The 13,282-nt window shown below is 65.4% G+C and carries 10 protein-coding genes; 6 read left to right on the forward strand and 4 right to left on the reverse strand.

All coding sequences use genetic code 11. From position 1 onward, the window contains the following. Positions 1–187 precede the first annotated feature (187 nt). From IAE36_RS10155 to IAE36_RS10165, 3 genes are all read left to right on the forward strand, one after another. Positions 188–577 carry a YybH family protein gene (locus tag IAE36_RS10155; RefSeq protein WP_201212173.1) on the forward strand — a complete coding sequence of 130 codons (390 nt, stop codon included), beginning with the start codon at positions 188–190 and terminating at the stop codon, positions 575–577. Between the two features lie 89 nt (positions 578–666). Beyond that, positions 667–2,166 (forward strand): purine-cytosine permease family protein, encoded by a 1,500-nt coding sequence (locus IAE36_RS10160; RefSeq protein WP_201212175.1) that lies wholly within the window; start codon positions 667–669, stop codon positions 2,164–2,166. Between the two features lie 13 nt (positions 2,167–2,179). After that, complete coding sequence (locus tag IAE36_RS10165) at positions 2,180–3,610, forward strand: aldehyde dehydrogenase family protein (protein WP_201212177.1); 1,431 nt, start codon at positions 2,180–2,182, stop codon at positions 3,608–3,610. A 60-nt stretch (positions 3,611–3,670) separates the two neighbouring features. Here the strand turns inward: IAE36_RS10165 and IAE36_RS10170 are convergent, their stop codons facing one another. The 3 genes from IAE36_RS10170 to IAE36_RS10180 are packed head-to-tail and all read right to left on the reverse strand — an operon-like array spanning position 3,671 to position 7,847. Beyond that, complete coding sequence (locus IAE36_RS10170) at positions 3,671–6,088, reverse strand: DUF3772 domain-containing protein (RefSeq protein WP_201212179.1); 2,418 nt, start codon at positions 6,086–6,088, stop codon at positions 3,671–3,673. 55 nt (positions 6,089–6,143) lie between these two features. Continuing rightward, positions 6,144–7,199, reverse strand: coding sequence for a bifunctional DNA-binding transcriptional regulator/O6-methylguanine-DNA methyltransferase Ada (gene ada / locus IAE36_RS10175; protein ID WP_201212181.1), 1,056 nt, complete (start codon positions 7,197–7,199; stop codon positions 6,144–6,146). A gap of 21 nt (positions 7,200–7,220) precedes the next feature. Next, positions 7,221–7,847: a DNA-3-methyladenine glycosylase family protein gene (locus tag IAE36_RS10180; RefSeq protein ID WP_201212183.1), complete on the reverse strand. Its 627-nt coding sequence runs from the start codon at positions 7,845–7,847 to the stop codon at positions 7,221–7,223. Between the two features lie 169 nt (positions 7,848–8,016). On the opposite strand from IAE36_RS10180, the gene IAE36_RS10185 reads away from it, so the two are divergent. From IAE36_RS10185 to IAE36_RS10195, 3 genes are all read left to right on the forward strand, one after another. Continuing rightward, entirely contained in the window at positions 8,017–8,532 is a 516-nt protein-coding gene (locus IAE36_RS10185) for a sigma-70 family RNA polymerase sigma factor (protein WP_201212322.1), read from the forward strand. Continuing rightward, positions 8,519–9,475 (forward strand): FecR domain-containing protein, encoded by a 957-nt coding sequence (locus IAE36_RS10190; RefSeq protein ID WP_201212185.1) that lies wholly within the window; start codon positions 8,519–8,521, stop codon positions 9,473–9,475. The genes IAE36_RS10185 and IAE36_RS10190 overlap by 14 nt, the downstream gene beginning before the upstream one ends. Before the next feature lie 97 nt (positions 9,476–9,572). Continuing rightward, a complete protein-coding gene (locus IAE36_RS10195) occupies positions 9,573–12,041 on the forward strand; it encodes a TonB-dependent siderophore receptor (RefSeq protein WP_201212187.1) in 2,469 nt (822 codons plus the stop codon). Positions 12,042–12,068: 27 nt separating this feature from the next. Here the strand turns inward: IAE36_RS10195 and IAE36_RS10200 are convergent, their stop codons facing one another. Then, positions 12,069–13,226, reverse strand: a complete 1,158-nt coding sequence (locus IAE36_RS10200) for an MFS transporter (protein ID WP_201212189.1) — start codon at positions 13,224–13,226, stop codon at positions 12,069–12,071. Between the last annotated feature and the right edge of the window lie 56 nt (positions 13,227–13,282).

The following is a 13,282-nucleotide window of genomic DNA, read 5'->3' on the forward strand; positions in this document are numbered from 1 at the left end:
CGCGCGGCGCATCGCGAGCTGCGCTCGCTCCTACGTTTGTTTCGGGCCAGTTAGGCCTGTGCCATTGGCGTGCTTGCCGTCACTTCACACTTTTCTGAACTGATTATTTGCCATCAGGGATTTTTCACGTCGCTGCGCCCCACCAGAATCGCCTGACCACAATCACAATAACCGTGAGGCCACTTCCGTGGACCATAACGCCCAGGTGCGGCAAGCCGCCGCCAACCTCGTTGCCGCGTTCGCCAGCAACGACACCGATCGCTACTTCGCCTGCTTCAGCGAAGACGCCACGTTTCTGTTCCATACCCTCCCCCACCCGCTGCTCAGCCGCCATGCCTATCAGACGCTGTGGGCCCAGTGGCAGGCTGAAGGTTTTGCCGTCCTCCGTTGTGAGTCGAGCAACACCCAGGTCAGCCTGCAGGGTGAGGTGGCAATCTTCATGCACGATGTTGCCACGCATATACGAATCGCCAACGAGGAGCACGCCCTGAGTGAACGGGAAACCATCGTCTTTCGCCGCCAGGACGAAGCATGGCTGGCCTGCCACGAACACCTGTCGGTGATCACGCCCAGCTGATTTTTTTGCGGCGCTGCCGCACTGCCATCGCACCCACAAAAAGGCCCGCGCACTGCGCCGGCCCACAACAACCGCGCTGGAGCACCACCATGAGCCACACGACCGGGATAGAAACCAACGGTGTCGAACAGATACCCGACGATCAACGCCACGCAACACCGCTGGACCTGTTCCGCCTGATCTTCGGCGGCGCCAATACCTTTGCCACTGCCGTGCTGGGCAGTTTCCCGGTGCTTTTCGGGCTGTCGTTCCAGGCGGGGTTATGGGCGATTTTGCTGGGTGTTGGGGTGGGTGCGCTGATCCTGGCCCCCATGGGCCTGTTTGGTGCGCTGAACGGCACCAACAACGCGGTATCGTCGGGTGCGCACTTTGGCGTGCACGGGCGTATCGTCGGCTCGTTTCTGTCGCTGCTCACCGCAGTCGCGTTCTTTTCGCTGTCGGTGTGGAGTTCGGGCGATGCCCTGGTGGGCGGCGCCAAACGCCTGGTGGGCCTGCCCGAGAACGACCTGACCCTGGGCCTGGCCTATGGCCTGTTCGCCGTGCTGGTGCTGGTGGTGTGCATCTTCGGCTTCCGCTTCATGTTGTGGGTGAACAAGGTGGCGGTATGGGCCTCCAGCCTGCTGTTCCTGCTGGGTATCGTCGCCTTCGCCGGGCCGTTCGACGCGGGCTATGCCGGTAGCGTCAACCAGGGCCAGGCAGGCTTCTGGGCGGCGTTCGTCGGGGCGGCGATCCTGGCCATGAGCAACCCGGTGTCGTTCGGGGCGTTTCTGGGGGACTGGTCGCGCTACATTCCCCGCCAAACGCCCAAGGCACGCATCATGCTGGCGGTGATCGCGGCCCAGGCAGCCACATTGATTCCGTTTCTGTTCGGCCTGTGTACCGCCACCCTGGTGGCAACCCAGGCGCCGGACTACATCACCGCCAACAACTACGTGGGCGGCCTGCTGGCGGTGGCGCCGGGCTGGTTCTTCCTGCCGGTGTGCCTGATTGCGGTGATCGGCGGCATGTCCACCGGCACCACGGCCTTGTATGGCACCGGCCTGGACATGTCCAGCGTGTTTCCGCGCCTGCTCAGCCGCGCAGCGGCCACGCTGCTGATCGGTGTACTGGCCATCGGTTTCATCTTCGTCGGCCGTTTCACCTTCAACCTGGTGCAAAGCGTGTCCACTTTCGCCGTGCTGATCATTACCTGCACCAGCCCTTGGATGGTGATCATGATCCTCGGCCTGATCACGCGTCGCGGCTTCTACCACGCAGACGATCTACAGGTATTCACCCGCGGGCAACGCGGCGGCCACTACTGGTTTTTGCATGGCTGGAACTGGCGCGGCATGGGTGCCTGGCTGCCCAGTGCTGCCGTTGGCCTGTGCTTTGTGAACCTGCCGGGGCAGTTCGTCGGGCCGCTGGGTGAACTGGCCGGCGGCATCGACCTGAGCTTGCCGGTAACGCTGGGGCTGGCAGCCGTGTTGTACCTGCTGCTGCTCAACCTGTTCCCTGAACCTGCGGGCGTATACGGCCCCAATGGCCCGCGCTGGGTGCGTTGCAAGACCGCCCCGCCCACCCCTGTAACCCACGCCAAAATGGCCTGACTGGATACCGAACATGACCGCTTCCAACTACATCGCCGGCCAGTGGGTCGCAGGCCAGGGCAGTGAATGCCTGCACGTCTATGAGCCGGCCTTGGGCCAACCGTTCGATGAACTGACGGCCGCCAGCGTGGCACAGGTGGACGCGGCCGTTGCCGCCGCCCGCCGCGCCCTGCCCGCCTGGAAATGCACCGACGCAAATGCCCGCGCGGCCTACCTGCGCGGCTTCGCCCGCGAACTCGGTACCCGCCGTGAGGCGCTCATCGGCCTGCAGATGCGCAACAACGGCAAGCCGCGGCACGAGGCAGAAATCGACCTGGATGATGCCATCGCCACCTTCGAGTACTACGCCGAACTGGCGCAGCAGTTGCCAACCCGGCAACAGGATGTGCCGCTGGCAGCTGCCGGCTTCACGTCACGCACGCGCCTGGAGCCGGTCGGTGTAGTTGGCTTGATCGTGCCGTGGAACTTCCCGCTGGTCACCAGTGCATGGAAGCTCGCACCGGCCCTGGCAGCAGGCTGCACCGTGGTGCTCAAACCCTCGGAAGTGACACCCTTGGTGGAACAGGCCTATGGCCATATCGCCGAGGCCCTGGGCCTGCCAGCGGGCGTGCTGAACATCGTCAACGGCAAGGCAGAAACCGGTGCAGCCCTCAGCAGCCATGCTGGCCTGGACAAAGTCTCGTTCACCGGCAGCAACGGCGTGGGCAGCCAGGTGATGCGCAGTGCAGCAGCGCAGTGCCGGCCTGTGACCCTGGAGCTGGGCGGCAAGTCGGCCATCGTGGTGTTCGACGATTGTGACCCGGACCAGGCGGTGGCGTGGATCATCGCCGGCATCACCTGGAACGCCGGGCAGATGTGTTCAGCCACATCACGTTTGCTGGTGCAGGAAGGCATTGCCGATACGCTGCTGCACCGCCTGCAGAGGGCGCTGCAAGCGCTGCGGGTCGGCAACCCGCTAGGCGAAGACGTGGACATGGGCCCGCTGACCAGCCAGGCGCAATGGTTGAAGGTAGCGGGCTACTTTGCCACCGCCCGGGAAGAAGGGCTGGCCTGCCTTGCCGGCGGCGAGGTGCTGGGCCGGGAGGGCTGGTTCGTCAGCCCGACGCTGTACACCGATGTGCCGGTGGAAAGCCGCCTGTGGACCGAGGAGATTTTCGGCCCGGTGCTGTGCGCCCGCCGCTTCGTCAGCGAGGCCCAGGCCATCGCCGAAGCCAACGACAGCCGTTTCGGCCTGGTGGGCACGGTGTGCTCGGCGGACCTGGCGCGGGCAGAACGGGTGGCCGATGCCCTGGAAGTTGGCCATGTGTGGATCAACTCGGTACAGGCGGTGTTCGTCGAAACGTCCTGGGGCGGCACCAAGGCCAGCGGCATCGGCCGCGAGCTGGGGCCGTGGGGGCTGGCGGGGTACCAGTCGGTCAAGCACGTGACGCGTTGCCTGGGCTGATGGCTGCCTGCACTTGGGGCCGAGCGTCGCAGGCGCGGCGTTCAGCCCCAAGGTCAACCATCAGGCCGGCTCGTTGGCCTGCCGCCCAGCCTCCTGCAGCAACACCATGCTTTGCGGCGACGACAGCGCGATACCTTCATCGCGCAACCGCCCAAGGATGGTGAACAGCAGGTCACTGCGCGCCCCGGACACCTGCCGCGGGCCCGCCACGTAGCCACTCACCCCGATCACCATGCCGCTGCTGGTCAGGTCCTTGAACGACACCGACGGCGCCGGTGCATCCAGAATGCCTTCGTGCTCCTGGTACGCCGTCAGCAGCAGCTCGCGCACGCGGTTGGCATCGGTGTCCAGTGGCAAGGTCAGGGTAATGCCGACAACGCCCAGCGCATTGCCCATGGTGACGTTGCGCACGTTCTGGGAAATGAACTGCGAGTTGGGCACGATCACCGTCGAGCGGTCAGACATCTGGATCTCGGTGGCGCGCACATTGATACGGCGGATGTCGCCCTCGACCCCAGCCAAGCTCACCCAGTCCCCCACCTTCACCGGGCGTTCGGTGAGCAGAATCAGGCCGGAGATAAAGTTCTGCACGATCTGTTGCAGGCCAAAACCGATACCCACCGACAACGCACTGACTACCCAGGTCAGGCTGGTGAGGTTGATGTGCAGGGTGGACATCACCAGCATGGCCAGGAACAGGAAGCCCAGGTAACCCACCAGCGTGACCAGCGAGGCCCGCATGCCGGCATCCATGTCGGTTTCCGGCAACAGGCGCTCACTGAGCCAGCGCTTGACCACGCGAATGGCCAGCATGCCGCACACCAGCATGGCCAGCGCCAGCAGGATGTCCTGGGGCACGATGTTCAGGTTGCCCAGCAGCTTGCCACCGGTACCGTCCCAGTCACCCAGGCTAAGCAGCAGCTCACTGGGGCTGGTGCCCGACGGCATCAGTGCCAGCAGCAAGGCCAGGAACAGCACCACGGTGCGCCCGATACCCGCCAGCACGGTGCTGGCCTGGGCCTGGTGACGCGGCGCCAGGCCCAGGCTGGCGGCCAGCGCCAGGCCACCCGGCTGACGGGGGGACAGCAGGGTTTCACACAGGTCGCCGAGGAAGGTGGTCAGCAGGTAGGCGCAGGTGACCACCATACTCACCCACAGCAACTTGGCGGTGAGGAAGTAGGCCAAGGTCAGGTAACCAGCCAACAACGCCAGCAGGATCGACGCCAGCCACACCACCATCACGAACGGGATCAACCCGGCCAGGCCAGTCGGGCGCTCCAGGCCATGTTCGCGCAAGGTGCGACGGTACGAAAGCAACGCGCCGCCGAAGATCATGGCCACCACCAGCGCGGTGAGGCCGTTGACCGCCACGGTCAGCGCCAGGCTCACACCAATCACGCTGTTGATACGCTCCATGGTCATCATGACCATCAGCGCCAATGCCAGCACTTTCGGGAACCAGCCCAGGGCACTGGCGACTTCGTCATGAATGGCTGGCAGCCGCCACGACGGGCGCTGCAGCATCAGCATGGCGCGGCCCAGGCCGGTGATGAAGGCGCTGAACACCACCAGGGCCAGCACGTGGTTAGTCAGGCTGGCCAGGTCGGTACCCAGCTCGGCGCTGCTCTCCAGCCCCCAGCGCAACAGCGACACGGAACCGGCAATGGTGCCCAGCGTGGCCAAGCTCACACCCAGCGCCAGGGCACTGCGACGTAGCCGGCCTTCAGGCAACCCACTGACCATGGCCCTGGCCAGCAGGCGCTCCAGCAGCCCGCGTACCAAGGTCCACACCAGGATCGCCGCCACCAGGCTGGTGATGAACAGCCAGCGGTGTTCGGCACTGAATGCGCTGCCCAGGGCGTCTGCAGCCTCCCCGCGCAGGTCGCGCAGGCGGGCCACGTCGTCCTGGGTGGGGCGGATGATGCTTTGCCAGAACGCCGGGCTGAGCGGTGAGGCGGCCCGGCTGGTGATCTGCGAGTTGAACAGGCTGCGCCGCAGGTTGACGATCTGGGTAGACAGGTCGCGGGCCGACTGGGTGAGCTTGGTCGCCTGATCCCTCTCGGCAACCAGCGCCTTTTTCTCAGCCTCCAGCGCTTTGCGCTGCTGGGTCAGGGTGGCGGCTTCGTCCGGTTGCACCGGGCCGATCACCTTGAGCTTGTCGTCGACCTTCTCGGCATCCGTGGTGCGCTGGGTGCTCAATGCATCGGCCTGGCGCTGGACCTGCACGGCGGCCATGCGCAACTGGGCCAGCAGGTCGTCGTTGGCGTCGCTGGTGACACCCTGGCGGATCTGGTCCAGGCGGTCGCTCAGTTGATCGACGCTTGCATTTTCATCCAGGGCCGGGGCGTCCGTGGCGGACAGGCTGGCGGCAGGCGCAGGCGCGGCAGGGGCCGACCAAGCCGGGCCGGCAAGGGCCAGCATCAACGCCAGCATGGCCATCAGGCCAGGGCAAAAACGGGCAAGGCTGACACGCCTCATCGAATATTCCTCTTTCAATTCGATCTGGCGGGGCATTCTACGCCGCTTGCAGCCTTCAGGAGAGTGCCGTTTCTCGTGCCAGCAACTGGCGCTTGCGCTCCACCCCCCAGCGGTAGCCGCTGATATCGCCATCCCGGCGTATCACCCGATGGCAGGGGATGGCCACCGCAATGCGGTTGGCCGCGCAGGCCATGGCTACGGCGCGCACCGCCTTGGGTGCGCCAATACGCTCGGCGATATCGCTGTAGCTGACCCGCGCACCTGCCGGCACCTCGCGCAGGGCCTGCCACACCCGTTCCTGGAACGCCGTGCCCTGCACGTCCAGCGGCAGGCCCAGGCCCAGTGCCGGTGCTTCAACAAAGCCGATCACCTCGGCGACCACCCGTTCATAGGCGCGGTCGCCACCGATCAGCTCAGCCTTGGGAAACTGGTCTTCGAGTGCGTGCAACAAGGCCTGCGGGTCGTCACCCAGCAGAATCGCGCAGATACCCTTGGCGCTCTGGGCCACCAGGATCGCCCCCAGCGAACACTGGCCGATGGCGAAGCGAATGCTGGCGCCTGCGCCCCCGGCGCGAAACTGCCCCGGGCGCATGCCCAGGCGCAGATCGGCACTTTGGTAGAAGCGGCTGTTGGAGTTGTAGCCGGCCTGGTAGATGGCATCGGTAACCGTGCACTGCCCCTGGCCCAGGCCAGTGCGCAGGCGCTGTGCGCGAAAGGCGCTGGCGTAGGCCTTGGGGGTCAGCCCGGTTTCGGCCTTGAACAGGCGGTGCAGGTGATAGGGACTCACCGCCAGCGCCTGGCCCAGCTGCTCCAGGCCAGGGGGCGGGTCACCCGCTTCGATCAGGCGGCAGGCGCGGGTAATCAGCTGGCGGATGCGCCCGGCACTGGCTGATGCCGCCAGGCAGCGTTTACAGGGGCGATAGCCGGCAGTTTCAGCAGCGAGCGGGGTGTCGAAGAACTCAACGTTGCCGCGCTTGGCCAGCCGAGAACGGCAGCCGGGGCGGCAATAGATGCCCGTGGTACGCACGGCGTAGAAAAACTGGCCGTCAGCCTCGCTATCACGGGTTTCCACGGCCTGCCAACGCTGTTCGGGGGTGTCGTAGGGTTTCATGATGTGTTCCCAGGTTAGGCTTCAGGCGCGCCACAGGTACCAGGCGGCCACCGTTCGGTAGGGGTGCCATGCCTGGCCCAGCACGCGCATCTGCCCGGGCGTCGGCGCCTTGGCCAGCCCCTTGAGCCGCCGATACCCCTCCCTGATGCCAAAGTCGTCGACCGGCAGGATGTCGGACCGTGCCAGGCTGTAGATCAGCAACATCTCCACCGTCCACCGCCCTACCCCACGCAATGTGATCAACTGTTCGATCAACGCGTCATCGGCCATACCCAAGGCTTCTGCCTGGGTGGGGACTACACCGTCCAGCCGGCCTTGCGCGATGCCCTGGACAGTCGCCAGTTTGCTGGCCGAAAAGCCGCATTCGCGCAGGGCAACCGGGCTCAGCGCCAGCAACTGGTGCGGCTGCGGAAATGCCTGATGCGGGAACAGTGCCAGCAGGCGCCCCAGAATCGCTTCGGCGGCGCGGGCGTGCAGTTGCTGGTAGGCAATGGCGCGCACCAGTGCCTCATAGGGCTCGCGCCCTGGCGTGGCGTGGTGCAGGCACGGGCCCACCGCAGCAATGTGCGCGGCCCAGTCAGCGTCCAGCGCCCGAAGGTGCTCGGCGGCTTCCCGGTAGGCCTGAGGGGAAAGATCGGCCAGGATCATGGCGCCTCCTAGGGGTTAGTGAAAGCCAGCTTAGCGCAGCCGTTCATCGGGCGAACGCCGGTTCTTGCGCAGGTAATTCCTGGTATGCCATTGCCGGCCGTAGGCACGCGCGAATAGAATTGAGAAATATTCACAATCACATCCATCATGGAACCGGGCCTTGGCGACGATGCAGTCCAACGACACGCTGAAACCGACCGAGGTCGCCCTGCTGTATCAATCCCACCACGCCTGGCTACGAGCCTGGCTAAACAGCCGGGTGGGTTGCAGCGAGCACGCTGCCGACCTGGCCCAGGACACGTTCGTGCGCCTGCTGCGGGCCCGCCAGGTATCACCGCTGCGCGAGCCCCGCGCCTACCTGAGCAGCATTGCCCGTGGCCTGATGATCGACCAGTTCCGCCGCCGGGCGCTGGAGCGTGCCTACCAGGAGAGCCTGGCGCACCTGCCCGAGGCCGAAATACCCAGTGAGGAACACCGCCTGGTGATTCTCGACAGCCTTGAACGGCTCGACCGCGCCCTGCATCAGCTCAAGCCACGCGCACGGCAGGCCTTTCTGCTCGCCCAGCTCGACGGTTTGAGCCTGGTGCAGATCAGCCAATGCCTGCACGTGTCCCGTGCCACCGTCGAGCGAGACCTGGCCAAGGCATTTCAGGTTTGCTACCGGTTGCGCTATGCCGATGCATGAGCACAAGCCTGCGCAGGCGCAGGTCGACCAGGCCATCGACTGGCTGGTGAAGCTGCGGTTCGGCAGCCCCAGCCCGCATGCGCAGGAACAGTTCCGGCAGTGGCTGGCCAGCCACCCGCACAACCCGCTGGCCTGGCAGCGGGTGAGCCACCTGGATGAAGAATGGGCGCAATTGCCCAAAGACCTCAGCCGGCGCACGTTGCAGGGCAGCCAACGCCAGCGCATCAGCCGCCGCGACCAACTGAAGTTGCTGGCGCTACTGGCAGTGGGCGGCAGCCTGGGCTGGGCGGCACGAGAGCCACTGGGGTTGCCGCAACTGCTGGCCGACAGCAGCACCGGCACCGGCGAGCGCCGCCAGCTGCAGAGCAGCGACGGCAGCCACATCCAGTTGAACACCGCCAGCGCCATCGACCTGCGATTCAGTGCCGGGCTGCGACAATTGGCGTTGATCCGCGGTGAGGTGAGCCTGGCCAGCAACCCGGACGACACCCGGCCCTTTCGCATCGATACACGCATCGGCCCGCTGCTTACCCTCGATGGCCAGTTGGTGCTCCGGGAAAACGACCAGGGCCTGCTGGTGGCGATACGCCGCGGCGAGGTGACGCTGTTCCCCGGATCGCCCGCGCAACTGCAGGTGCCCCCAGGGGAAACCTGGCAAGTCTGGGCCAACGGTCGCCATCAGGCCGTGCAGCCGCACAACGACCCCTGGGGCTGGACCGACGGGGTACTCAGCGTGCAGCAGATGGCGCTGGGCGAATTCATTACCGAGCTCGCCCGCTACCGCCCCGGTCTGCTGCGCTGCGCACCGCAGGTGGCGCAACTGAGGGTGTCCGGGACCTATCAACTGGCCGACACCGAGCAGATCCTGCGGCTGCTGGCCAGCAGCCTGCCTATTCGCGTGCACCACCGCACCCGTTACTGGGTGAATATCGACGCAGCCTGACTGCACGGGCAAAAAATAAATGAGGTGTAATCTCATTCTCGTTCGGCCTGAAGAAACACAGCCTTAAAAGTGGCCTTCGCAACCTTCAGGAGCGCTCATGATTGCCCCGTGTTTTTCCAGCCCCCACACGCTGCGCCGTGCAGTCGGCACCGCCGTATTGGGCCTTGGCCTGGCCGCCAGCAGCCTGTGCCCGGCCCTCGCCCTGGCAGCGGTGGCCAGCCAGAGCCCGCAAACCGAGTGGGCGATCCCAGCCGGCCCCCTGGCCCCGGCGCTGGACCAGTTGGCCCGCCAGGGCGGCCTGAACCTTGCCTTCCACGCCAACGCCTTGCAAGGCAAGACCACCCACGGCGTTCAGGGCCGGCATGACAGCGCCAGCGCGCTGGCGATCATGTTGCAAGGCAGCGACGTGCAGGCTCAGCAACAGGGCGACAACAGCTTCTTGCTGATGCCCGTGATGGATGCCGGCAATGCCCTGGAGCTGGGCGCCACCAGTATTTCCAGCGACCGGCTGGGCGAAACCACCGAACACAGCGGTTCCTACACCACTGGCGCCGTGACCATCGGCAAGATGCCACAGACCCTGCGGGGCACGCCGCAGTCGGTGAGCGTGGTGACGCGCCAGCGCATCGAGGACCAGAACATCACCAACCTCACCAGCCTGCTGGAGCAGACGCCCGGTGTGGTAGTGAACTACACCGACAGCGAGCGGGTGCAGTACTACTCGCGTGGCTTCCAGATAGACGCCATCCAGTATGACGGCGCCACCGTGGTGCAAAGCAGCGGCGGCGGCGCGTTCATCCAGTCCGATGCAGCCTTCATCGACCGTGCTGAAGTGCTGCGCGGGGCCACCGGCATGCTGCGCGGGGCGGGTAACCCTTCGGGCACGGTGAACCTGGTGCGCAAACGCCCCACCCACAGCTTCCAGGCTTCAGGCACCGCTACCCTGGGGTCCTGGAACGCCCAGCGTTACGTGGCGGATATCTCGGGCCCGCTGACCGACACCGGCAATGTACGTGGGCGGGTGATCGCCGTGCACGACGACCGCGACCTGTTCCAGCATTCGCGCAGCGAGCGCAAGGAGGCGTTCGGGGGTTCGCTGGCCTTCGACCTGGATGAGCGCACCACCCTGACCACCGGGCTGGAATGGACCAAGCTGGATGCCACCGGTGCCTGGGGCAACTTGCCCGCCGATGCCACGGGCGCGCCGTTGCCGTTTGGCCGCAGCACCTACCTGGGCGCCGACTGGAACCGCTGGAACCGCAGTAACCTGAATACCTTCGCCGAGCTGGAACACCGCTTCGACAATGACTGGACGCTGAAGCTGATGGCCCTGCGCTCACATTTCGAACTGGACGACCATGGCTTCAAGCAGACTTTCATGGAACGTGCCCCAGCCAGTCTCAACCCAACCGGTAACCCCTACCTGATGCAATACCAGGTTACCGAAGGTGATGGCGGTGAGAGCCTGCAAAACAACCTCAGCGCCACCTTGAACGGCCCCTTCAGCCTGCTGGGCCGTAGCCACGAACTGATGCTGGGGGTGGAGCGCATCCGCAACGACTCGTATGCCTCGGCCACCAACCGGGTGATCTCCGGGCTGTACGACATCCGCTACTGGAACCCGAAAACCAGCCTGGCCGAACCGGACATTGCCATCACCGCCCACCCCGTGCGCACCCGCACAACCCAGGAGGCGGCGCATGCCACCTGGCGCATTTCGCTGACCGACCCGCTGACCGCGATCATTGGCGCGCGGGCCAACTGGTACGACTACGAGCAGGAAAACAACACAGGGGCCAGCGGCCGTTTCAGCGTCGATCAGAAGATCGTGCCCTATGCAGCGCTGATCTACGACCTGAACGACAACTTCAGCGTCTACGCCAGCTACACCGAAATCTTCAACCCGCAAACCGTGGTGGACAAAACCAACTCGGTGCTCGACCCGGTGGTCGGCGAAGCCTACGAAACCGGCATCAAAGGTGAATTCTACGAAGGCCGCTTGAATACATCCCTGGCGTTCTTCCGCATCAACCAGGTGGGCACCCCGGTGGACGACCTCACGTCGGTCCCAGGCCAGTGCAGCACCTCGGCCCTGTGCAAGATCGCCTCGGGCAAGAGCCGCAGCGAAGGCATCGACCTGGAGGTTTCCGGCGAAATCCTGCCGGGCTGGCAGTTGACCGGCGGCTACACCTACAACACCACCGAGTACGTGAAGAACACCGCTGCCACCAATGGCAATGCGATCCGCACCACCGACCCGCAGCACATGCTGCGCCTGTTCACCCACTATCGGCTGCCCGGCGCACTGGATGCCTGGACCATCGGCGGTGGGGTGCAGGCGCAGAGCGATATCTACGCGCGCAGCGGCCAGGCCAAAGCCACCCAGGCGGGCTATGCGGTGTACAACGCCATGCTCAAGTACGATATCGACCGCAACTATTCGGTGCAGCTCAACGCCAACAACCTGTTCGACAAGGCGTACTACCGGCAGATCAACACCACCGCAACCGGCTACTACTGGGGTGAGCCGCGCAACGTCGCGGTGACCCTGCGCGCAAGCTTTTGACCGCAGCGCCCGTGCGGCCGGGACAGGTCAGTCGGCAACCGCCGACACCTGCCCTGCCCGCCGGTATGCCTGCCTGGCAAAGCACACGAACAACCCGGCCATAAGCGCCAGCGCCATGGGCAGGCCATGGGGCGCCACATCCATGGCCGCACCACTGACCAACGGCCCCACCAGGCTGCCTACCCCCCACAGCAGCCCGACGCTGGCATTGGCGGTGACCAGGTCCTGCCCCTTGAACCGTTGCCCGATCAGCACCAGCGCCAGGGTGTAGATCCCCCCCGCAACCGCCCCCAGCAGCGCCAGCAACGGCCACAGCAGCCAGACCATGTTGAGCAACCAGGGCAGGCCAATACCGATGGCCATCGCCACCAGCCCGCACAACAGATGCAGGCCGGTACGTTCCACGCGATCGGCCAGCCAGCCCAGTGGCAGCTGGAACAGCATGTCGCCGGCAAACACGACCGTCACCATCAGCGCCGCCACGCCCACGGCAAAGCCGTGGCTGGTGGCATACACCGGCAGCAGCGACAACACCACCGCATCGAAGAACGAGAAGAACAGCACGGCCACGCACAAGGCCGGCGCCACCCGGAAGAACCCGGCCAGGCCAAAACTCTTGTCGCCCTCTTCATGGGCCACGTAATCATTAGGCACAGTGAACAGGATGCACAGCAGTGCCAGGCCATAGCAGGCGGTGACCACACCGGTTATCCACGGGCTGCCGGCGCCCAGCACTGCGAGCATGGCCGGGCCCAATACCTGGAAGCCGGTGAAACTGGTGGCGTAAAGGGCCATGATCTTGCCGCGGTTGTGGTCGGGGCATAGCTCGTTGACCCAGGATTCGCCCAGAATGATGACGATCCCCATCCCAAGCCCGAGCCCCAGTCGCAGCAGCGCCAGCATCCACAGCGAGCCGAACGCAGGCTCGAGCAGGGCGATGCTGACGGTGCACAGGCCGAAGCACAGCAGGTAAAGGTTGCGCCGGCTGAGGTGCCGGCAACAGGCATCGACCAGAAACGCCGAGAGCATCATCCCCGCCGCCGGAATGGCCGAAATGACGCCGATTTCCAGGGTGCCGGCCCCGGCCTCATGCAGGCGCAACGACACCAGCGGCAGTGTGGCCCCCAGGCTGAAACCCACCACCGAAACGGCGAACAGCAGGCCCGCCAGCAAACGCATGTTCATGTACCACTCCTCGCAAACCGATAAGACGTGCACACACAGGCTCGCCCACCAGGGCG

Origin of the sequence: Pseudomonas sp. S36, from assembly GCF_016647875.1 — a bacterium.
Classification (GTDB): domain Bacteria; phylum Pseudomonadota; class Gammaproteobacteria; order Pseudomonadales; family Pseudomonadaceae; genus Aquipseudomonas; species Aquipseudomonas parafulva.